The sequence below is a fragment of the Mucilaginibacter antarcticus genome (assembly GCF_042686155.1).
GTDB classification, from domain to species: Bacteria; Bacteroidota; Bacteroidia; order Sphingobacteriales; family Sphingobacteriaceae; genus Mucilaginibacter; species Mucilaginibacter antarcticus.
This window is the reverse complement of the sequence record NZ_JBHUON010000011.1, coordinates 105,745-126,907: the sequence shown is the minus strand read 5'-3', so window position 1 is coordinate 126,907 and position 21,163 is coordinate 105,745. Positions and strand designations below refer to the sequence as shown.

Genomic DNA, 21,163 nt, shown 5'->3' with positions numbered 1-21,163 from the left:
CCTGGTCAGTTTGCCCCGGAATGGGGTGGTCAATTTGACGCGGAATCACTGGTCACATTCCGCCGGAATTGGGTGGTCAATATCAGCGGTATATCCACGCTACACCTTTGCCCTCTATCATTTGTTGCATAAAATTTGTCTACGACATCTTCTTTTTTTATAATTAACACTCTGTTAGTTGATGTTAAAATCAGCGCTGACTAACTTTGTAAAGAGAGAGTATTACAGTAATTTATGCAAGAGAAATGGTGTTTTAGGAAACTTTTAGCAGATTGTGAATTTGGAGCTTTTATAAAATATTGTATTGAAATCTTTATTATATATAATTTATAATTGCTACCTATTTAATATTACAAATGTTGAGAGGTAAGAAAACGACCTTTCAAACTAATTAAATAGTTAATTTTTGAGAAAATTCTGCCCGTTTTTATTGTTGAGATTTTTTTCTTGTTGATTATAGCGTTATCCAGTAGAAAAAAAACGGCTATAATGCTATGGTTGGATCATGTTACCAACGAATAGCAACGCGCTATGTATTATATCAAACCTAAAGATTTATACAATTCGACGCCTAACCCAGAATTTAGATAGGTCTTAGCAATTAGATTGCTTTCATACCAAGCTTTCGAAATTATTAGACCGCAGTGTTTTTCTTGTATTTCTTCTGCCTTGAAAAAATATTTTCTACAAAATTCACCGTTTTTTATGGGTTCATTATTTCCGGGATATAATAAATAGCACTTGCGGGCTTCAAAAAAATGATGGTATGCGTACATCTGCCTTAAATCATCCATCCCTATTTTTGAAGGATCATTATTAATATTTTTCCATTTCGTATCAATCACAATATTCCCTTGTTCGGCCGTTTCAATTACTATGTCCGGTTTTAAATATCTTTTTGACGCTGCTGTTTCCCAAAAGCGGATAGATTTTTGATTGTAAATGTTTTTTACGCTCTGTGGCCTGCTTTTGTGCAAAATTTTAAAAATGTATTCTTCCCATAGTTGATTCATATTGAATAAAATAGCGATGGAATTATTAGCACCAGTGCTTAGATCAGGGCGGTAATTCAGTAAAAGCATTTTTGCTATTTGAATTGATATTTGATAAGGATTGGATTTCCGGTCAAAGCTAATTTTATCAAACAAATTCTCCGTTACTCGTAAGTCGTCAACTTCAGGAAAGTTTAATTTTAAACTACAACATTCAGATATTAATGCTTGGCTATTACATAAACCGGGCAATATCGCTATAGCCTTTGCAAGTATTTTATGTAATAAGTGATTTTTGTCATAATGGCTTTGAGCTACATAAAAACGTTCCTGATGTACAAGATTTTTTTGAACATGTTTTCCTACAAGTAGTTTCCCTTTAAGGGCATGACAATTATCTTCTACTTTTCTGTATTTTTTAATCAGTCCTTGCCTTATTAGGGCGTTTATTTCATTAATAAAGCGTTCAATATATAAATCAAGAATACTATTGCTGCGTGTTTTTAAGTGTGCATCGGATATGGAAGGGGTATTTATTAAATGGCATACTTTTAACATGTCAATTAATATGCTTTGCCATTTAGTTTCCTGTTGCTTGGTTGCCTCAAAATCGTCCAAGTTTAACCGTTGATTATCTGCTTTAGGCAAAATCTCAATAGTAAGATCCAATACTTTTACAACGCCCACATATTGGTTAAAGCAAATACCATTACGAGTAGGTTTGAAAAATGGCCTTTTTTTTGCATCATATAGCTTCCATAAAGCGTCTATATACTTTTTTTCTAATGATAACTTTTGGTGTTTTTTACCAAAATTGAAAATCAAGTCTTGGCCTATGGAGATAGTTTGATACTCGAAAACTTTGAGTGTCTTCATCACTAACCAGCAATTGCTTTAACCGCCGCTATAAATTTATCTTCGTCTATAAGATGATCTTCGTCGGTAAAACTGACGATCCTGTAAACTTTCTTTTCTGATAAAAGGTCTTTGTCCTCGTACTCAAAATCTGCAAACACGGCAACATCAGCTACGGCGGTTATAAAGCACTTACCCAATACAAGACCAATTTTTCCATAATCACCAAAAAAATATTCTTGTAGCTGAGGAATTATCTTATTAAAGAATGCGTTATGCAGCTTAGTAACGCTATCGATATTTAGGAAGAACGAATGACCTATAAGATGATCTCGTGATAATAGGGTTTCAAGGCGTATATTAATATTTTGTAAAACGGTTTTTAAGTTAATGCCATTAAAGTCGATAATTCCGATATTGTTTTCTTGGGGTAGCATTTCTATAAAGCTAAAGCGCCTGCGAAGGGCGGTGTCTAATGCTTCAACACTCCTGTCTGCCGTATTCATCGTACCTACTATATGAAGGTTGGGGGGAACCGAAAAGCTTTTTTTAGAATAAGGTAATGTTACATCTAAGGCTTCGGGGCAGCCTTCTCGCTTATCGTCTTCAATTAAAGTAATAAGTTCGCCAAAAATTTGTGAAACGTTACCTCGGTTAATTTCATCAATTATCATGACATAATTTTTTGGCTTAGCGGCAATCTCCTTTTTTATTTCCTCCTCACTTTTAACAAAAAACTCGCGCTTTATTTTTTGATGATCCAGCTTATAAATACTTTGCTGAGAAAATGATTTATTATAAATTTCTGAAACTGGAATTGCAACATCTTTAACCAACCATTCGACATTTCTAAATTGACAATAATCAATTTCATCTGTTTGTTTAAAATAATAATCGCCAGTAATACGGCCTATTGCCCGGCAAATATAGTTGCCTTTAGAAATCAGTACGTAATTACCCTTTTTGACGTAATGTATAAATTTGCTAATACAAGATGTCGCAAAATCACCTTCGCCCTTGTCTTTAGCCAAGGCTTTAGTTTCGGATTCGTTTAAATTACTGAAATTATTGAGGCCGCCCCAACCCAAAGCTATGCAGTTATTTTCCATGCAATAATCATATATCTCATTATCCTCGGAGCGTAAAGTATTGCCCAATGATATTTTAAAAAGCTGCGCTTTTTTAAACTGATCTTCACTTATTTGGAAACGTTTTATTTGAACATCGGGTCTATAACGAGCTCTCTCGCAAAGTGTAAAAAATATTCCGGGCTCTATCTTATAATTTATAGTATTAGCAATTGCATTTGCTGTACCCGGTAGTATCGTCTCAACTCCTTCTGCCTCATCTTCAGGTTGGAGTAATACAGGTTTAATACCTTCAATAAAATCTTCGTAGCCTAAACTTTGATGAAAAGTGGTAAACACTATTTGCCCTTCCTCGCGCAATCGCTGATATTCCTTTTTCAATTCTTCTCGATCTTTTGCCACAAAATCAGGATTTGTTATGGCAACAGCTTTATTAATGGTGTTGTACGTTTTACCCGTTCCCGGTGGGCCGTATAGAATGGTATTTAATGACATGGTTATTGAATTTGGTTGCGTTTCGTTGTCAATGCCCTTGATTGAAAGCACTTTACTTAGCTGGGCATTAAATTGGTTCTCGTCTAAAAACAGGAGCTCAGATAAGCCCATCTCCTTAATCAAGGCATCAACCTTGGGTTTATCATTCTTTAAAAAATTCAGTACAGCTACTTCCGCATTATTTGGAGCCAAATACTTAAGGTACTTTGTCGTAGTTTCCTTGCTAAAGTCGCCCAATAAATCAATAGCTTTTAAATAAAATGCTATGATTTTTTTATCTTTTTCTTCATTCCAAACAATTTGAATATTTGCTGCAAGTGATCCATCGTCAGCCTCCCAAAAAATGATACCGAAACTTCGAGTCATATTTGTGCCGCCGCCGCGGTTGTATAAGCCAACAAACGTGTAACCTTCAGTTCCTTGAAACCACAAGCCATCTGTTAGTCTATTATTTTTATCCCGCTGACGGAGCCAAAATTTAAATGAGGAATTTGATTGGCGGTATTTGAGTAGAAACTCCAATACTCGCGAATGTAAAGTATTAGGCATTGTGTAGGTTTTATTTAAACTCTTTGACGAATGAAGATACTGTTATTCGGTGAACTCCCAAAATACGACCAATAGCACTGTGCGAAATCTTTTTGTTAAGCAGTATCTTAATATCGTCTTCTTTACCTGTCAGTTTCCTGATTTGTGATTTGCTGCCCTTTGGTCTTCCTAATATTTTACCTTCCGCTTTACGACGGGCCAAAGCTTCCTTTGTACGCTGCGATATTAAATTGCGTTCAATCTCTGCAGATAGGCCGAAGGCAAATGCTAAAACCTTGGAATTAATGTTATTTCCTAATTCATAGTTCTCTTTAACTGTATATACCATTACATCCTTTTCCATACAGTCATGTAATATCTTCATAATTTGCATGAGGTTACGTCCAATTCTCGATAATTCTGACACTATTAAAACGTCACCTTTCTTCATTCGCTGTAACAATTCGCCAAACTTGCGTATGTCAAGCCGTTTGGTTGAACTGATTGTTTCTTCAACCCACTCATCAATTTCTAATTGACGAATATTAGCAAATTTTAAAATCTCGAACCGTTGATTTTCAGTTGTTTGTTTGTCCGTACTGATTCGGATGTAGCCATATTTCATAGTGTCTATGTTTTTTAAAGAGTTAAAATAGACAATATATGATTTGATAAATTCTGCAACATCTTAAAAAGTATGATTAGTAAATTAAGTTTGACGAGCGATTTTATTAGACAAAATATTAATTCAGTACAATTAAATTCAAGGAATTGGATCGTCGCGAATGAAATTGAAACCGCTATAAAGAAGAAAATGGAAACAATAGGCGTTCCTTTAAAAGATTGGGATATTAATATATATCGAGGTATACTAACGGGATATAACGATGCCTTCATAATAGATACCTCGAAGAAGGATGAATTGGTTTCGCAATCTGGAGGTGAAGATTTAAGTAATATTATCAAACCAATTTTAAGAGGAAGAGATGTAGACAGATATAAAACCAACTGGCAGGAGTTATATTTGATTTATATTCCGTGGCATTTTCCGCTACACAAGGATAGCTCAATTTCTGGAGCCTCAAAAGAGGCAGAAATACAATTCCAAATTCAATATCCGGCTATTTACAACCATTTATTAAACTTCAAAACTCAACTGTCAAATAGAAACAAAGCCGAAACAGGAATAAGGTATGAATGGTATGCCTTACAGAGATGGGGAGCAAATTATATGGACGATTTTTTTAAACAAAAAATTATTTGGAAACGAATCGGATCTGTGATTAGATTCTCATATGACGAAAGCGGACTATTTTGCTTAGACAGCACTTGTTTTGCTACCGGCAGCGATATGAAATTTTTAGTCGGATATTTAAATTCTACGGTGAGCAGAAGAGAGCTATTAAGAAACTCTCCACAAACTGGTACCGGCGATGTAATAACGAGCGTACAGGCTTTGGAACCCTTGTTAATACCCAAAGCAAGTGAAGAAGCGAAATATGAAATAAGCCGATTAGTTGATTTATATCTAACTGCTATTTCAAATAATTTAATTGATGAGGCAATAGATGTAGATTGCCGTATAAATTTGTTATTTTTTGAATTATTTGATTTAAGTGTAGAGGAAATAGCCTATATATCAAATAGTTAATTATTTTATTTCTATGTATCCTATAGCATTTCTTTCATTATCGTTCAATTCATATAAATCAAAAATCAACTGATCGATCTGTTTCTCTAACGCTAAGGTATCCATCTTTTGATTCTTCATGGATTGAATTTCTTTTACCATAATTTCAAATTGCTGATTTTGTTCGTCGGTAATTTGTATCACAGGTATCTTGTCGAAAAAGACCTTGCTTAGTTCTCTTGTCCCTCCCTGAAGTTCTGGAAAACTTTCCTTAAAGCAAAATTTAAAAATAGATGAATTGAGAAATGCAGTTAGAAATCCAATGTTTTTACCACTGATAATAAAGCATTTTTGATTAGTGAAAAACCCGTGTTCATCATAATAAAAAGGCAAGAATTTTGTCATGTTTGGATATATGATTTTCTGTTTAAAAAAATCGTCCATATAAATACAACTCCTGAGGTTGTATGGTGTGAATCCTTTGTCCGTCCTTATTTTCAACTGTGGTAAAAACTTATCCAAGTGTTCTTTAATAGATGGGTAATCGTCTATATATATTGGAGGAACTATCTTTCCTTCAGAATTGGTGTAACCATTATGTAAAGCAATTATATACAAATTAGCCCATTCGGCTCGGTATTTGTACATCTCTCCCACGTAGTATTGGCCTTATTATCTCGCTTAAATCTGCTGATTTTGACTTAGAAATTATTTCATTTTTTGTTTTTTCATCAATAATAAATGCTTCGTTATATCCCGTTAGTATACCTCGGTATATATTAATATCCCAATCTTTTAAAGGAACGCCTATTGTTTCCATTTTCTTCTTTATAGCGGTTTCTATTGAATTTAAAACAGCCCAGCTTCCAGAATCCAAATATGTCTCATTAATATTTTGTCTAATAAAATCGCTCATTTTATTTAGACTTTTTAGGCTTTTGTTAAGAACGCAAGTATTAGTTCTTCCGCTATAAATCGCCTTTTGCGAGACTAAAATATTAGTATCAACCGTTGCTGTTTCAAATACTTGGTAACCGCCAAAATCAAGTAATAATAAAGGGTTTGTTTCTCTTAAAAAATAATCTTTTAAACGTTCTCCATAGGCAGAGCGCATCCATTTGTTTGAGGTAATGTAAGTCAAAATTCCTTCGGTTTTAAGAAGCTCAAATCCTACTTCATAAAACAAACAATAGATGTCTCCTGTTCGCGAAAATGTCTCATAGCCAGCAGCCTGAAGTAAATCAGTCTGTTTTTTCATGCTTTGAAGTTGTATATACGGCGGGTTACCGATCACTATATCAAATCCACCATCATCAAAAACATCACTAAACCACAAATGCCATAAAAAGTAGGGATAGACTTTTGACTGCCGCATTAACAATAACTCGTTTTGTAATTCACGGATATGTTCGCCGTCTTTTATTAATTTTTCAAGGGTTGAACGAAGTTTCTTTAAATTCCCTTGTTGCTTAATTTTTAAAGCTTCTGACGTTGGGCTGCGCCTGCTTTCCAAAACTAAGCTGTTACTTGCATCGTTGGTTGCTTCGTCATTGCGCTTTTGTTTCTCGGCAATACGCTCAGAAATAAATTTATTAATTACTTGGTTAATGGACGCCTGTAATGTTGCCTTTTTTGTAGGGGTATCGGCCTTGAAATACTTTTTTACTTGTGTTTTAAGTTTAGTGATGTCGCTTAAGCTAAATTTTGTCTCATCCCGAAATAACGAGTTTTCTTCTTCACCAACTTTAACACATAGGTCAATGTCTTCAAAACTTTCTAATAAACTATTGCCCTGCATGATTTTATAATCCAAATTAGGCAACGGTTGTGGCTTAACCTCATCTACAACTAAACTCAACCAAAAACGCAAACGGGCAATATCAACAGCACCTGGTTCAATATCAACACCATAGATGCTATTTTCAATAATACTTAATTTCACTTTGGCCGGATTCCAGCCATCTTCCAAATCCCAAATTCTTTTAGTGGCATCAAATTCATAATAGAGTGTTTCAACTGAGTGAAAAATCTCTAATAATACACCCATAGGGAAAGCTCCTGAGCCGATAGCCGGATCGCAGATCTTTACATCTCGCAGGGCCTGTAATATAATTTCGTCATATTCGGCAATGCCGCCAAGTTCTTGGTTTTTAATAAATCCTTCAATACCGGCACGTAAGTTCTCATCTGATTCCGCTTCGCATTTAGTACATAAGTATTCAATTAGACTTTCCTGGCACATGTAATGAACAATCTCTTTAGGAGTATAAAATGCGCCTTTGTCTTTATTGTCTTCCAGTAAGTTTTCAAAAATATGCCCCAGCATTTCAGGGTCAACCGCTACGGTGTGTTCCTGAGGGCTATCTTCATGAACGGTGAAATTGTAACGATCAAAAAAGGCGAAAAGATTTTTAAATAGCTCTGCCGGAAAAATTAAGAAATCTGTATTGTATGCTTCGGGTTCAAATAAGCCTCCATTTAGAAAGGGAATTTTATATTTATTGTATTCAATCCCATTAAATAAGGTATTGTCAATTGCAAAAAAGTCCCCATCGCGGACCTGATTTAAAGTGTTATGAAATAATGGTTCTAACACCAATGGATAAAAGCCTTCCTGATCTTTACTTTTATCAAAAAGATTTCTTAAAAAGTCTGGATCTCCTTTGCCCCAGCTTTCATGTTCGGGCACACCAAGCCAGCCTTTCTTTTCTAAGAAGTATAAAAAGACGATCCGGCCGAGCATCTTTTTTACAAAGTCTCGCGCCTTTTTATCATCTGCATTAAAAATAGTTTTAAACTGTTCTGCCGCAACCCCTGATGCTTTACCCTCTTCATTTTCGCCAATTAGATAACTTAGGAATGCGCCATAATGCTTGCGATATTTGTCAAAAAACTCCTTTGACATTTTTTCAACATTGAACGTGTCCTGAAGGCCTTTCAACGTTATCCCTTGACCAGTTGATGCATCAGCTCGCTTTATATCAGCAAAGCGATCAGCAGCTGTTTTGGCCTTTTCGTTTTTTCCAAAAAGATAAGTGTAGCGCTTGGGATCCGTTTTAGTACTTTCCCTTAGTCCGGTTTCGGGGTTGCGAGTAGTTACCTCGCTAACATAGCTAAACCTCCATTTGTCCCCTTGGGTAAAAACTATTAATGCGGCATCAACATCGGTTTGGTAAACGTTTTTTAACAAATTGCGTAAACCAACTTTGTTTCGGTAAATCTGCTTTACACCGGGAACTGCAACCTCATAAATCCCCACTTTATGCCCTTCAGTTGTATTAAAATCACCCAGCTCATATGCTGTAGCGTTAAATTCGTTTCCTGCGACTGAAACAATTGGTGGAGGATTTTCTCTCAATACATTCACATTGAAATTTTGCCTTAAAATTTTGTACCAATCATTTCGGTTATAGCTATTTTCTAAAATAGGTTTAAGCTGTTCTGAATTTAACATGTGATTTATAAAGTAAAGGTTTCGGAAATTATAATAGCGGGCATATCGGTAATTGTTATTGGTAATTCAGGTTGTTCATCATCGTTATCTTCATTGGCCTTATGACCATATTTAACTGCGTAGGTCATCATCAAGTTATGGGCTTTGGCCGGAGATAGTTGATTTTTATCGCATTTTAAACGTACTTGATTAATTTCGGTAGCTAAATTTGTATAGGTGCCGGTTTCGAGTAGGCTATAAAGTAACTCGCAAGCTTTTCTAAATTTATCGTCGGTGCTGGCTGCTTTTTCTTCCCTTATAAATTTCTTTGCCTGGTTCGTTTTGGCATCAGCTTGCGGGCCTGACAAGGCATCTGCCGACTGTGTAAGCAAATCTTCCTCAAACTTTCTCACAGCCATTTGAACTTGTCCATGGTGGTATGACGGCAATTCATCGGCAGCTAACTCATTCGGTTTAGCTTCAAAAATCTCTGCCGCCTCCACAAAACTCAAGGGCTCTATTTTTTTTTCGCCAATTTTAAAAAAGTCCATTTTATAGTCCGATTTTAAAAACACCAAAGTTTGCCCCTTAACTCGTTGTCTGTTCGTTTGGTCCGGGTCACGCGCAGTTCTCGCCCTTAAGGGCAAACGGGCTATTCGCTTAAACTCTTTTTCGTTTTTATTTCTGAAATCCCTAATAAATTCAAGATATTTTAATCTCTTGTCCTCTTCTTCGGGTAGCCCTTTAATATGTAAAGTAACTTGTTCTAACACCTCCTCTCGGGTATATACTTGAGCATCTTCACCGTAGGCAGAATGGAAGCCTTGCAGCTTAATATAAGCGTTGTTATAAAGGCTAATTAATGCATCGCTCTCACGGCTTGGGTAAAATGAGTAATTGTATATTACATCGGCTGTACTGCCAATACGGTTAACCCGACCAATCCGCTGCATCAATCGGGTTGCGTTCCAGGGTGTGTCGTAATTAACCAATACATTAGCCCGATGTAAATTAATACCTTCTGCTAATACTTCAGTTGTAATTAGATATTTAATCTCATCGGCTTGTTTACCCGGTAAATTAGCATCAAAATTACTTAGAATCCGATGTTGCATAGACTTACGGTTATCAGCCGAAATCATTATAGTTTGCTCTTCGTAACCCCATTGGCTAAATACTTTAAAAAGATATCTTGCTGTATCTTTTGATTCCGTGAAAATTACCAACTTACCTGATGGGTTGTAGTCCTTCCTTAATAGTTCCTGATTTAATAACTTTTTAAATACCTCTATTTTAGGATCGACATGTGTTTTTTTCCATTGCTTACAAATAGTATCAATCGCTACAAGATCCTCCTTTAATAGTGATAAAAATTTATCGTCAAAGTCTTCGGGAACGAATATTTGATTTTTGGGATTATCTATCGAAAGTTCTAAGACCTTCTCATCAATTTGTTCTTCGTCCCAGCCCTTATTCATTAAATCGTTTATCTGAGCATCGGGTGCAACATAGATTTTCCCCTTCTCAAACATTTCTATCATCCGAGCAGTGGAAAGGTGAAAGCGGTCTAAGGAAATCTTAAAAGCATCAAAAGAACTCTCCAATCGTTTCACCAATTGGGTCATCATAATGTATGCAAGGGTTTTTGATGCTGTTTCCGCCTGCGTATAATATTTTTTTTGAATTTCGGGCAGAAGATGCTCTATCGCTCTATATCTATAATAAGCGATTTTATTAACCAGATAATCAATAGTATTGATAAACAACTCTCCCAATTGGGGGCCGAGTTTATATTCTATTGATACTGGCGGATTAATTGCCGGGAATTTGATCCCTTGTTCGTCCAAATCCTTTTTATAAGCGCTGTATGATTCAACGTCTGTACGAGTGCGTCGTACTGTAATCGGTTGCAAAACTTTTTCACGAATAAGGCCATATATTTTTCTTAGTTCACCAATGTCAGGCTTTCCGGTAACCTTCGCTGCTGCTAATACCTCTTTATATTTTTTTATTAGGGGAGCAAAGAAACCTTGCAAATTAGTTACAGGAAGTGTTGATTTTCGGGCGTCAGTAAACAATTGAAGCTGGTAATAAATATCTTCTGGCCGGTTATTCAAAGGGGTTGCTGAAATTAAAATCACCTTTTTCCGTAACCCTAATACATTACCCTCAACTGCACGCGGAGTTTTACATATTAGTTGAAGTTGTTGAAACATTTGAGCCTTATGATTTCTGAATTTATGGGCCTCGTCGACCAATATTAAATCATAATCCTCTTTTGGCCAATAATCATCATTTTTGTGTTCAATTATTTTATGCAAACTGCCATTGCTTATGTAACGAACATGTTTGTCAAGGCCAAATTGGCTAAAAGTACTTTTCCAATTTTGCTCTAAATGCGGAGGATAAACTATTAATATTTTTGTATTTAATGTACCATTCGATATTAAGAACCGTTTAGCAACTAATGTTGCAATGATAGTCTTACCTAAACCTACAACATCGGCCAACATAAAACCATTATGCTCCAGTAACATACTATAACCTTGATTGACGGCGTCAATTTGATACGTTAATTTTTTAAAATTTTTAGGTAAATCTCCAACCGAATCAGGATCGTACTCAATGTTTTTCCCGAAATATTCAATCAATAATTTGATGTAAATTTCGAATGGTTTATATAGCTGTCCAATGTGGCTACCATCTTTAACACGATTTACATCGATTGGCAAAACATCTTCCCCTTCTTCCCAAAGTTTTTGAAACTCTGATTCAGCGAAAGCAACTTCTTCATAATCTCTAAGCGCAACGTTAAATTCATAGTTGCCTTCATTTTTTATTCCTAACCCGGCATCGGTGAGATTTGACGAGCCTGTAATAACCTCACCACCGCTATACTCATTAAAATTTTTTGGTAAAAAAATGTAAATCTTAGCATGAAGCTTTTTTGTCTTATGTACTTTGATATGGATCTTTTTATCAATAATATCTTCCATAAAAAGCATAATACCGTCTTCGACTTCTTTACTGTATTCGGCCTCACGTATGTCCTGACGCATCAATTTAACAAACTCTTCTCTTGTACGTTCGGGATCGCCAAAAAAGAGCAAACCCCTTCGTTTAGATTCGGCACTAATTTGGTCTACGTTAATGCCGACTAATATTTTTACCTCAGGTACTTTGTGTAAATGTTCGCGAATGGGAAAATAACCTGAAGCGCGAAAATAGCCTACCACGGCATGAAAAGCATAAATATCAGCCATGTGTTCAACGGCTCCTTTAAACTTTTTGAATAAGCTTTTCTCTTCTCGATTTGTAAAAAACTTTGTTGGCATTAATAAATTATAACCTTAAGGTAAATGTCTGAATTGAATATGGAAAGTTAAGCAATAATAAGGTTTATAAAACATTATCCTTTTATTGATCCGAAATGCGATAAAGATAACAAGGCTAAGAGGTCGCCATACAAATTTTCATACAATATTTTCATTCTTCAATATTGCTGAATCTTCATAAATGAACAACTGGCTTCATTTGTCGGCATCAAGCTTTGTATAACTGTGTATAACTTTTTACAACATTGCATTGATGAAAATTCGAAAAGGAGAACCCTACGGGCTACATTAAAACAAATAGAAATCCTGTAAGTGAATAACTTACAGGATTTTTTGTTTTGTTTCGGACAAATGTCGCACCCTAATTTTTATTTCCCGGTAAAAAGAGCAAATCAGTCACATCAAGAATCCCTTCCAAGATCTCTACAGAATTAGTTTGTATATCGCTTTAAATTAAAATTATTTGCATGAAATACAACAAAATGGTCGCCATCTCATGGGCACTGGCAATAGCAGCAACTAATACCATTGCCCAAACTAAAACCGGCTTTCATATAATTAAAGATATCCCCATTGGCAGAACAGGCGGGTGGGATTATATTACTGTTGATGGTGAAAGCAAACGAATGTTTGTTTCGCATAGCACACAGGTTAATATATTAAGCACCGCCGGCGATTCAATCGGGGTGATCCCTAACACGGCTGGTGTACATGGTATAGCGGTGATCAAATCATTAGGGAAAGGTTATACCAGCAATGGAAAAGCAAACTCTGTTTCTGTGTTTGACTTGCAGACCTATAAAATATTGGCAGATATACCGGTTGGCCAAAACCCTGATGCTATCTTTTATGATGATTTTTCTAAAAAAATAATTACCTGTAACGGGCGCAGCAAGGATGCCACTATAATCGATCCGGCTACCAATAAAGTAGTAGGTACTGTGCCATTGGGTGATAAGCCCGAAACAGCGGTATCAGACGGTAAAGGAAAGATATTTGTGAACGGCGAGACCACAAATGCTGTTATTGTATTTGACGCTATTAATTACAAAGAGGTTGTCCGTTATAAAATTGACGGCGGTGAGGAGCCGACCGGTTTAGCTATAGATCGTGCTACTAATCGTTTATTTATTGCTTGCGCCGGTTCGCAAACAATGGTTGTAATGAATGCCGCTACCGGCAAAACGATAGCTAAATTTCCGATAGGCGATTCGGATGGACTGGTTTTCGATTCGCAAACCAAAATAATTTATACAGCTAATGCCGGGGGCACCATAAGCGCTATAAGGGAAGTGTCGGCAAATAAATATGAGTTTGTTGAAACGATCGCTTCTGAGCCGAGTGCCCGTACTATTGGTATTGATTATATTACACATCACCTGTTTTTGCCAGCAGCTGAAACTGAACCCGCAACAAATGGCGAAAGGCCAAAACAAATACCCGGTTCTTTTCATGTAATTGAGGTAGGGAAATAATAACCCCTAATAACAGCTTGAAAGCCGCTACTGAAACAGTAGCGGCTTTTTTTATAGTTTGATCTTAGCTGGCTCGAAGCTGTGATTGCGGTAAAACACCCGCATCATACTGGGTAGCACAATCAGTAACAAGGGTAAAGCAACAATAAAGCCGCCTATTACAGCAATGGCTAAAGGTTGATGTAATTGTGCACCAGCGCCGATACCAAGCGCTAATGGCATTAAAGCGATAATAGCGCCCAACGCTGTCATTAACTTTGGGCGAAGACGGGTTGATATAGAATAAATGATGGCTTCATCAACACTACTCTCGCGTGCACTTTCTCTGAACTGCCAGAACGTGAATATGGCGTTTTCGCCTATTATGCCTACTATCATGATTAGCCCGGTATAGCTGCCTACGTTTAGCGGGGTATTGGTTAAAAACAGCGCCAGGAAACTGCCGCCAATACCTAAAACGGCAATTACCAATATTAGTAAAGCAATACGAAACTGGCGGAACAGGAAAAGTATAATACAAAACACCAGTAAGCTTGCCGTAACTAAAATGATCAGCAATTCTTTAAACGACTGCTGTTGTTCGGCATAAGCACCGCCATATTCTATGTGGTAGCCGGACGGCAAGTGTACGTTTTGCTGAATTCCTTTTTGAATTTCGCTAACAGCGGTCCCCAGGTCGATGTTATCTAAACGGGCGCTTATTACACCCATGGATTGCAGGTTCTCGCGTTCAATTTCGGCATCGCCGCCACGCAGTTCAACTTTAGCTAACTGATCGATAGGCAACAATCGCCCGTCAGGTAAAAATATATTTAGTTTATCAAGCCCGTTTACATTTTGGGTGCGATTGCCGGGGTAAACTAAACGTATGGGGGATAACTGTTCTTTCTCAAAAACACTACCAACCACATTACCATCTAAGGCAGATTGTACCTGGGTTTGAAACATGGCAGGCGTAATATTGTATTGGGCAAGTTTGGCGTAATCGGGCACCATGGTTACCGATGGGCCGGCTATTACAATGCCATCAAATACATCAGCGGTACCTTTTACATTAGTAACAACTTCAGCTATGTCTTTAGCTATTTGTTGAAGCCCGGCCTGGTTATCGCCAAAAACTTTTATCTCAATAGGTTGGGTTGATGTCATCAAGTCGCCTAACATATCACCTATTACCTGTCCAAAATCAACCCGCAGTGCGGGTTGGGTGGCTTCTATTTCTGTACGTAGTTCACTGGTTACCTCTTCGGTAGTTTTTTGGCGTTTCTTTTTTAATTGTATCAAATAATCGCCGGTATTGGGCTCGGTAATAAAGAAACCCATTTGGGTGCCTGTTCGGCGCGAGTAAGCAGCCACATCCGGATTCTTAATAATGATCTTTTCTATTTCGCGCAGCATACGGTCGGTTTCATCAAGCGATGTACCGGGAGGTGATGTATAATCCAGTACAATACTACCTTCATCCATATCCGGCAGGAAACCTGTTTCCATTTTGCCCGGGATAATTATAATTACCGCTATTAACGCCACTATCATCACCAAACTAATTACGGGACGAAGGATAAAAAAGGAAACCCAACGCTGTTTTTTTACGTGATGCTCTTCTTCTTGTATTTGGTTAGGCTCTTTCTTTTTATGGCGGCTAAGCAGTAAATAAATTACGGGTAAACCTATCCAGGTTACAAGGAAAGAGCAGGTTAGGGTTACTATCATGGTGCTGGTCATTACCTGGAAATAAGCGCCCGCAACACCGCTCATCAACACAAAAGGAATGAAAATAACAATAGTACTCACTGACGAACCAACCATAGCCGGGAACAGGTAGCCTATTGCCTTTTGCAATAAGTTAAGTGTCGGTTCTTCGGGATGCTCCTCATGCGTCCGGTGGATCTGTTCGACCACCACAATGGCATCATCAATAATTAGCCCTATCGCCGCCGCTATTGCCCCCAAAGTCATGATGTTAAAGGTGTAACCTAAAGCGTATAAAATTATCAGTGTGAAACCGAGCGTGATAGGTATTGTTATTAATATAGCCGCGCTTGCTTTTAACGATCTTAAAAAAATAATAGCAACAATTATGGCCAGTGCCAAACCTATCCATAAACTATCGCTTACACTTTTGATAGATTCGTTTACAAAATCGGCTTGTACGTAATATGGTTTTATCGTGACCCCTTGCGGTAATACTTTTTGCAGGGCCGCCACTTTTTTTGTCATGTCGGCTGATAACGTAACCAGGTTAGCATTGGGCTGTTTAATAACGGCTATCAGCACACCGTCGTGTCCGTTAGCGTTGATCTTGGTGTACTCAATGCCGGGATTGATCTGCACCTCGGCAATATCCTTTAGTTGTACTACGCGTTTGCGGTTATTACTGATAACCAACGCTGATAATTGGTCGAGGGTAGTAAGGCTGGCATCCATTACTGTGAGATACAGCATTTTATAATCAGACAGGTACCCATTTGTTTTGATGAAGTTTGTTTGAGCCAGGGTGTTGCTTACCATATCGGGAGTTATACCTAATGAGCTCATTTTACTTGTATTGAGTATCAGCCAATATTCTTTGTTTTTACCCCCAATTACCCGTATTTCTGAGATCCCGGTAACTTGCGACAGGAAAGGCTTAACCGTATAAGTAGCCAGTTGCTTCAATTCAATAGGCGACAGGTTATGGCTCTCTAAAGTGTAACCACTCACCGGTAAAATAGAGGGGTTCATCTTCTCTACTGTAATATTTACATCAGGCGGCAGGGTGCTTTTGATTTCGTTGATGCTTGATTCTATTCGTTGCTGGCTTAGGTCGATATCAGCATTCCAGTTCATAAAGGCCGAAATTTCGCAGCTGCCGCGATTGGTAGTGCTGCGTACGTATTGCAGGTCGGGTACTTGTTTTACCGCGTTTTCTAATGGCTTGGTTACTGTTACCATCATTTTGTTTACAGGCTGCAGGCCGGCATCGGCAATGATCTTTATTTTGGGGAAAGTGATCTCAGGAAACAAAGATGTTTGCAGCCGTGAGTATGCAAAGCCACCGCCCAGCAGAATGATGAGCAATACCAGGCTTATTGGCTTTTTATGCGAAACAAAAAAATTGTTAAACTTACTCATGGCTTAACAATTTTAATTTTAGCAGTATCACCCAATCCATAATTGCCGGTAACTATAACGCGGTCGGCAGGTGCAAAAGTGGGAGATAAGATCTCTACCCTATCGCGCGTTTCTAAACCTTTTTTTACGGAAGTCTTTACAGCAGTTGTATCATTAATCAGTTTCATTACCCAAAAAATGGTTTGTGCTTCATCCGCCAGGATAGCTGTTTTTGGCAGGGTAGCAGCGTTGCTTTTAGCAGATTTGATAAGCCTTGCCTTTGCTATTAAATTTTCTGGCAGTGGCTGCGGGCTGTTTACGTTGATAACAACGCCTTGTGTTTGCGAAAGGGAATCGACTGTAGGCATGGTCGACCTTACCTGCCCGTTAAGTTGTCGCCCGTCCGGCAATGTTAATAGTATAGTTTTGTTAGTCGCCAGCAGGCCGACATATTCGTAAGGCAACTGCAACAGGAATGCAAAGCTGCCCTTATCGCTAATAGCGGCTAATTGCTCGCCATCCTGTACATAGTCGCCTAATTGGTGGTTCAATTGTGTAACATATCCACTGCTTGCTGCACGGATGTAGTTGACCCCCGAAAATTTAAAGGTTGTATCCAGCACATTTATAGCATTCCCTATACTTTGCGCTTCTTTGGTTTTGACTACAAACAATAACTGGCCCTTGTCAACCGATTGACCGGGCTTGATATTTACTTTGGCTATATACCCTGTAGCATTGGCTTTTACAAAGCTTTTTTGCTGAAACGTCGCCGTAGCGCTTAATACTATGGAGTCTGCCATTGATCCGTTGCTTATAGTTGCTACGGTTACCGGTGTTTGCGCTTGCACTGTTGCCTCCTCTTCGGTAGTAGCCGCCCCGCCACTGCAGGCGCATAGCATTAACAACGCTGCTATAAGGGCATGATTGTAATATTTATAAGTAAAGGCCATGTTATTTGCTCCAGTAGTTAAGTTGATTAATGAGGTGTAATTGGCTTATAATATTTTGTGTCAACAGATTTTTTACGGCGAAGTAACTGTTGATAGCCAGCACCAGGTCGGCAATTTTAAGGTCGCCGGTTTGCATGAGTTGAGTATCAACTTTAATAAGCGATTCTGAATATTTAAACTGATCTTGTATGCCGGCCAGTAAAGCATCATACCCACTTATTTGCTGTTGCAATAACTTAACCTGCTGATCATATTGGCGGTCATAAAAACTAAGGTAGTTGCGTCTAGTATCCTCTTTTAATTGCAGTTGTTTATGCGCGAGCTTTTTTTGCCCACCATCATATATCGGTATAACTAATCCAAAGCCCGCGCTTACACCAAAATGTCTATAATATTCGGCAGTCAGATCAGAGTTGTAACCGCCATCAGCAAACACATTCAGTTTCGGCTTGTAGTTGTAGTCTATTAGCATACGCTCGTTTTTTAACCGTAGGCTATCAATTTTAAACTGCTTAAAAAAAATACTGCTTTGTTTATCAAATATATTGCTGCGCGATAACTCGGGCTTTGCTATCGTCTGCATCGTAGTATCAGTTATTCCGGCTAAATAGTTTAAAGTAGCATAGTCGGTTTTATATTGTAAGCGCGATTGTGCCAATTGCAGCTGTGCCTGCTTTAAAGTAACTAGGAAAGTAAGATAATCGCTTTGGCGATAAACGTTGGTACGCGTTAGCTTTTTGAGCAGATCCTCTTCTTTAACTAATAAGTCTACTACATCCTGATAAAACTTTTGCTGCTCCATGCTGCCATAGGCGGCAATATATTGTGTGGTTATGGTTTTACGCAGGTCCTGCTCTAATAGTTTTATAACGTTGCGTAGCGAGTCGCGCTGAAAGCCGATACCCGCGTTTTGAGCATTTAAATAATTTTTACCAATTACAGTTTTATTTACCCCGATCAAAGCATTTAATGATTGCCCGTTGGTTATAGCCTGCGAATACCCAATGCCGTTAATAACCGGCGCATACAATCCACCAGCGTTAGCGGTAACAATAGGTTTAAAGCCCGCTTTTAAACGCACACTATCTAATTGGGCGGATAGTATTTGATTATTCAGGTCTTTGGTTAGCGGACTGTTACGTGATGCCGCCTGCATATAGTCGTCAAGCGCGCGTTGTTGTGCACTGGCTGTAGTAACAGTTAATATTGTTATCAGATATATATATAAATATCGCATAATGATATCTTAAACTAAAAAGTAAAATCTTTAGTAAATTGTGTTAAAAGCCTACAGTAAAAATATGCCTGTTTCCTGCAAAACCGTAAGCCAATGTGAACCCATGATTCGTACAAATTTGCTTTGCTAATGTCAATCCCAGGCCGCTGCCTTCTGATCCCGCAGATTTATAAAAGCGCTGAAAGATCTCAGCAGGTTCCAATGCTTCGGGAGACCCTGTATTTTGTATAACTAAACCTTCATTATTTAAAGTGATGTTTATGTCGCCGCCATAATTGTTGTGACGAACCGCATTCGCAAGCAGGTTGCTCAATAATATCTCCAGCGACACCTTGCTCATTTTAATATCAACAGCTGACAAGTTTAAGCCGATTGTTAATCCTTTATTGGTAAATAACTCCTGGAACTCATTGACAGCGGCTTCTGCAACTGGTTTAATAAGCACTTGTTCACTCTCATCAATCAGCCTATTTTCAATCTTGGTTAACAGCAGCATAGCTTTATTTAAACGGGTTAGTTTGGCCACCGTGTTATATACATCGCTTATTAGCTCACCTTGCTTTTGCGTAAGGCCATTGGTTTGTATAAGTGTGTCCAGCTTAGAGTTCATTACTGCTATTGGGGTCATTAGTTCATGCGATGCATTTTCGACAAATCGCTTCAACTCATCATAATCCTGCCTTACCCGGTCAGACATGGCCATTATTTCCTGGTTCATATCCTTAAATTCGGTAATGCTTGTTTGCAGATTGGTAATGTTGTTTTTATCTGTTAGGTTAAACAGCTTTATCTGGTGCAGCATATCGTAAAAAGGTTTCCAAAGCTTCCTGATGACCACCCGATTAATTAACGCCAATATTACAGTAAGGGCTACAATAATGCTTAATGTGATTACAAATATCAGCCTGATCAGGTCCTCAGCTTCTACCTTCGACGCAACAATGTTGACTTGATATAACGTCCCATTTACTTTTACCGACGTAACCAGGCCTCTGCTCGATTCAACCTCTTTTTCTTTATCATCCCGGTATTGGATATCAATAAATTCTCTTTTAACACTATTTGTGGTTGCAGGCTGGAAGCGGATAATTAATCCCTCGGATTTAAAGACCTGCGGAAGCCGATGGTTTACTTTAACGTAATCAAATATCTCACTTTCTTCTACTAACAACCCGTTATCAACTTGGCCGGTTAAAATGTAGCTGATGGTAAAGTAATATACAAAGCCGGTTATAGCCATTAATACAGCGGTAGCTACCAGGCTTATGCGGTTGTATTTATCGAGCAACTTCATTAATCAGAAAACTTATAACCCATTCCGTAGGCAGAATGGATATGGTCTTTACCACCCGCATCAATTAATTTTTTACGCAGGTTTTTAATGTGCGAATAAATAAAATCAAAGTTATCGGCCATATCAATGCCATCGCCCCAAAGGTGCTCGGCCAATGCATTTTTTGAGATCACCTTATTTTTGTTAGCGATGAAATAAAGCAGCAGGTCGTACTCACGCCGCGTTAGTTTAATAGCCTGATCATTAACAGCAACATTTTTTGCCTGTACATCAACGGTTATTTCATTAAATACTAATAGGTGGTTGCCGTCAAAAGATTTACGGCGAACAATAGCAATTACCCTGGCTCTTAGTTCTGATAAATGGAAGGGCTTGGTCAAGTAATCATCGGCGCCCATACCAAGGCCATCCAGGCGGTCGTCAAGCGAGTTTTTTGCCGAAATAATTAATACACCATCTGGGTGCCTGTTTTGCTTTAATGCACTTAAAATATCTAACCCACTGCCATGTGGTAAGGTAATATCCAGCAAAATGCAGTCATACCGGTACATGTTTATTTTTTGCATGGCGAGGATATAATTTGGTGCCGTTTCGCAAACATCGCCCGCATCGGTAAAATATTCCCGGATACTGTCACGTAAGCCGGCCTCATCCTCAACTATTAGCAGTTTCATTAATTCAAACTTAGCGTAAAAAATTGTAGGAAATCTGTTTAGCCTGTTTTCTACAGAACTTCTCCAGAATTGCCCGTTTCA

13 protein-coding genes are annotated in these 21,163 nt (G+C 38.0%); 2 read left to right on the top strand and 11 right to left on the bottom strand.

All coding sequences use genetic code 11. From position 1 onward, the window contains the following. Positions 1–536: 536 nt before the first annotated feature. The 3 genes from ACFSYC_RS11055 to ACFSYC_RS11045 are packed head-to-tail and all read right to left on the bottom strand — an operon-like array spanning position 537 to position 4,583. The gene (locus tag ACFSYC_RS11055; protein ID WP_377127168.1) at positions 537–1,868 is read right to left on the bottom strand and encodes an McrC family protein; all 1,332 of its coding nucleotides are present in this window, start codon (positions 1,866–1,868) and stop codon (positions 537–539) included. Between the two features lie 2 nt (positions 1,869–1,870). Then, on the bottom strand, positions 1,871–3,979 hold the full coding sequence (locus ACFSYC_RS11050) for an AAA family ATPase (RefSeq protein ID WP_377127165.1): 2,109 nt from the start codon (positions 3,977–3,979) through the stop codon (positions 1,871–1,873). A 10-nt stretch (positions 3,980–3,989) separates the two neighbouring features. Further along, on the bottom strand, positions 3,990–4,583 hold the full coding sequence (locus tag ACFSYC_RS11045) for a master DNA invertase Mpi family serine-type recombinase (protein ID WP_377127162.1): 594 nt from the start codon (positions 4,581–4,583) through the stop codon (positions 3,990–3,992). A 72-nt stretch (positions 4,584–4,655) separates the two neighbouring features. On the opposite strand from ACFSYC_RS11045, the gene ACFSYC_RS11040 reads away from it, so the two are divergent. Then, the gene (locus ACFSYC_RS11040; protein ID WP_377127159.1) at positions 4,656–5,609 is read left to right on the top strand and encodes a TaqI-like C-terminal specificity domain-containing protein; all 954 of its coding nucleotides are present in this window, start codon (positions 4,656–4,658) and stop codon (positions 5,607–5,609) included. Here the strand turns inward: ACFSYC_RS11040 and ACFSYC_RS11035 are convergent, their stop codons facing one another. Genes ACFSYC_RS11035 through ACFSYC_RS11025 form a run of 3 tightly spaced genes read right to left on the bottom strand, consistent with a single transcriptional unit; the run spans position 5,610 to position 12,356 of the window. Beyond that, entirely contained in the window at positions 5,610–6,236 is a 627-nt protein-coding gene (locus ACFSYC_RS11035; protein WP_377127156.1) for a TaqI-like C-terminal specificity domain-containing protein, read from the bottom strand. After that, positions 6,208–9,042, bottom strand: a complete 2,835-nt coding sequence (locus ACFSYC_RS11030) for an Eco57I restriction-modification methylase domain-containing protein (RefSeq protein ID WP_377127153.1) — start codon at positions 9,040–9,042, stop codon at positions 6,208–6,210. The genes ACFSYC_RS11035 and ACFSYC_RS11030 overlap by 29 nt, the downstream gene beginning before the upstream one ends. Before the next feature lie 5 nt (positions 9,043–9,047). Then, positions 9,048–12,356 carry a helicase-related protein gene (locus tag ACFSYC_RS11025; RefSeq protein ID WP_377127150.1) on the bottom strand — a complete coding sequence of 1,103 codons (3,309 nt, stop codon included), beginning with the start codon at positions 12,354–12,356 and terminating at the stop codon, positions 9,048–9,050. 467 nt (positions 12,357–12,823) lie between these two features. On the opposite strand from ACFSYC_RS11025, the gene ACFSYC_RS11020 reads away from it, so the two are divergent. After that, positions 12,824–13,831: a YncE family protein gene (locus ACFSYC_RS11020; RefSeq protein ID WP_377127147.1), complete on the top strand. Its 1,008-nt coding sequence runs from the start codon at positions 12,824–12,826 to the stop codon at positions 13,829–13,831. 51 nt (positions 13,832–13,882) lie between these two features. On the opposite strand, the gene ACFSYC_RS11015 is transcribed toward ACFSYC_RS11020, so the two are convergent. The 5 genes from ACFSYC_RS11015 to ACFSYC_RS10995 are packed head-to-tail and all read right to left on the bottom strand — an operon-like array spanning position 13,883 to position 21,082. Then, complete coding sequence (locus tag ACFSYC_RS11015; protein ID WP_377127144.1) at positions 13,883–16,945, bottom strand: efflux RND transporter permease subunit; 3,063 nt, start codon at positions 16,943–16,945, stop codon at positions 13,883–13,885. Next, entirely contained in the window at positions 16,942–17,877 is a 936-nt protein-coding gene (locus ACFSYC_RS11010; RefSeq protein ID WP_377127141.1) for an efflux RND transporter periplasmic adaptor subunit, read from the bottom strand. Before ACFSYC_RS11010 ends, ACFSYC_RS11015 begins: the two co-directional genes overlap by 4 nt. A gap of 1 nt (position 17,878) precedes the next feature. Continuing rightward, on the bottom strand, positions 17,879–19,114 hold the full coding sequence (locus ACFSYC_RS11005; RefSeq protein ID WP_377127138.1) for a TolC family protein: 1,236 nt from the start codon (positions 19,112–19,114) through the stop codon (positions 17,879–17,881). A gap of 43 nt (positions 19,115–19,157) precedes the next feature. After that, a complete protein-coding gene (locus tag ACFSYC_RS11000; protein ID WP_377127135.1) occupies positions 19,158–20,408 on the bottom strand; it encodes a sensor histidine kinase in 1,251 nt (416 codons plus the stop codon). After that, positions 20,408–21,082 (bottom strand): response regulator transcription factor, encoded by a 675-nt coding sequence (locus tag ACFSYC_RS10995; RefSeq protein WP_377127132.1) that lies wholly within the window; start codon positions 21,080–21,082, stop codon positions 20,408–20,410. The genes ACFSYC_RS11000 and ACFSYC_RS10995 overlap by 1 nt, the downstream gene beginning before the upstream one ends. Between the last annotated feature and the right edge of the window lie 81 nt (positions 21,083–21,163).

Coding starts and splice junctions, on each gene's coding strand:
- ACFSYC_RS11055 (WP_377127168.1), bottom strand. CDS start 1,868: ATGAAGACACTCAAAGTTTTCGAGTATCAAACTATCTCCATAGGCCAA.
- ACFSYC_RS11050 (WP_377127165.1), bottom strand. CDS start 3,979: ATGCCTAATACTTTACATTCGCGAGTATTGGAGTTTCTACTCAAATAC.
- ACFSYC_RS11045 (WP_377127162.1), bottom strand. CDS start 4,583: ATGAAATATGGCTACATCCGAATCAGTACGGACAAACAAACAACTGAA.
- ACFSYC_RS11040 (WP_377127159.1), top strand. CDS start 4,656: ATGATTAGTAAATTAAGTTTGACGAGCGATTTTATTAGACAAAATATT.
- ACFSYC_RS11035 (WP_377127156.1), bottom strand. CDS start 6,236: ATGTACAAATACCGAGCCGAATGGGCTAATTTGTATATAATTGCTTTA.
- ACFSYC_RS11030 (WP_377127153.1), bottom strand. CDS start 9,042: ATGTTAAATTCAGAACAGCTTAAACCTATTTTAGAAAATAGCTATAAC.
- ACFSYC_RS11025 (WP_377127150.1), bottom strand. CDS start 12,356: ATGCCAACAAAGTTTTTTACAAATCGAGAAGAGAAAAGCTTATTCAAA.
- ACFSYC_RS11020 (WP_377127147.1), top strand. CDS start 12,824: ATGAAATACAACAAAATGGTCGCCATCTCATGGGCACTGGCAATAGCA.
- ACFSYC_RS11015 (WP_377127144.1), bottom strand. CDS start 16,945: ATGAGTAAGTTTAACAATTTTTTTGTTTCGCATAAAAAGCCAATAAGC.
- ACFSYC_RS11010 (WP_377127141.1), bottom strand. CDS start 17,877: ATGGCCTTTACTTATAAATATTACAATCATGCCCTTATAGCAGCGTTG.
- ACFSYC_RS11005 (WP_377127138.1), bottom strand. CDS start 19,114: ATGCGATATTTATATATATATCTGATAACAATATTAACTGTTACTACA.
- ACFSYC_RS11000 (WP_377127135.1), bottom strand. CDS start 20,408: ATGAAGTTGCTCGATAAATACAACCGCATAAGCCTGGTAGCTACCGCT.
- ACFSYC_RS10995 (WP_377127132.1), bottom strand. CDS start 21,082: ATGAAACTGCTAATAGTTGAGGATGAGGCCGGCTTACGTGACAGTATC.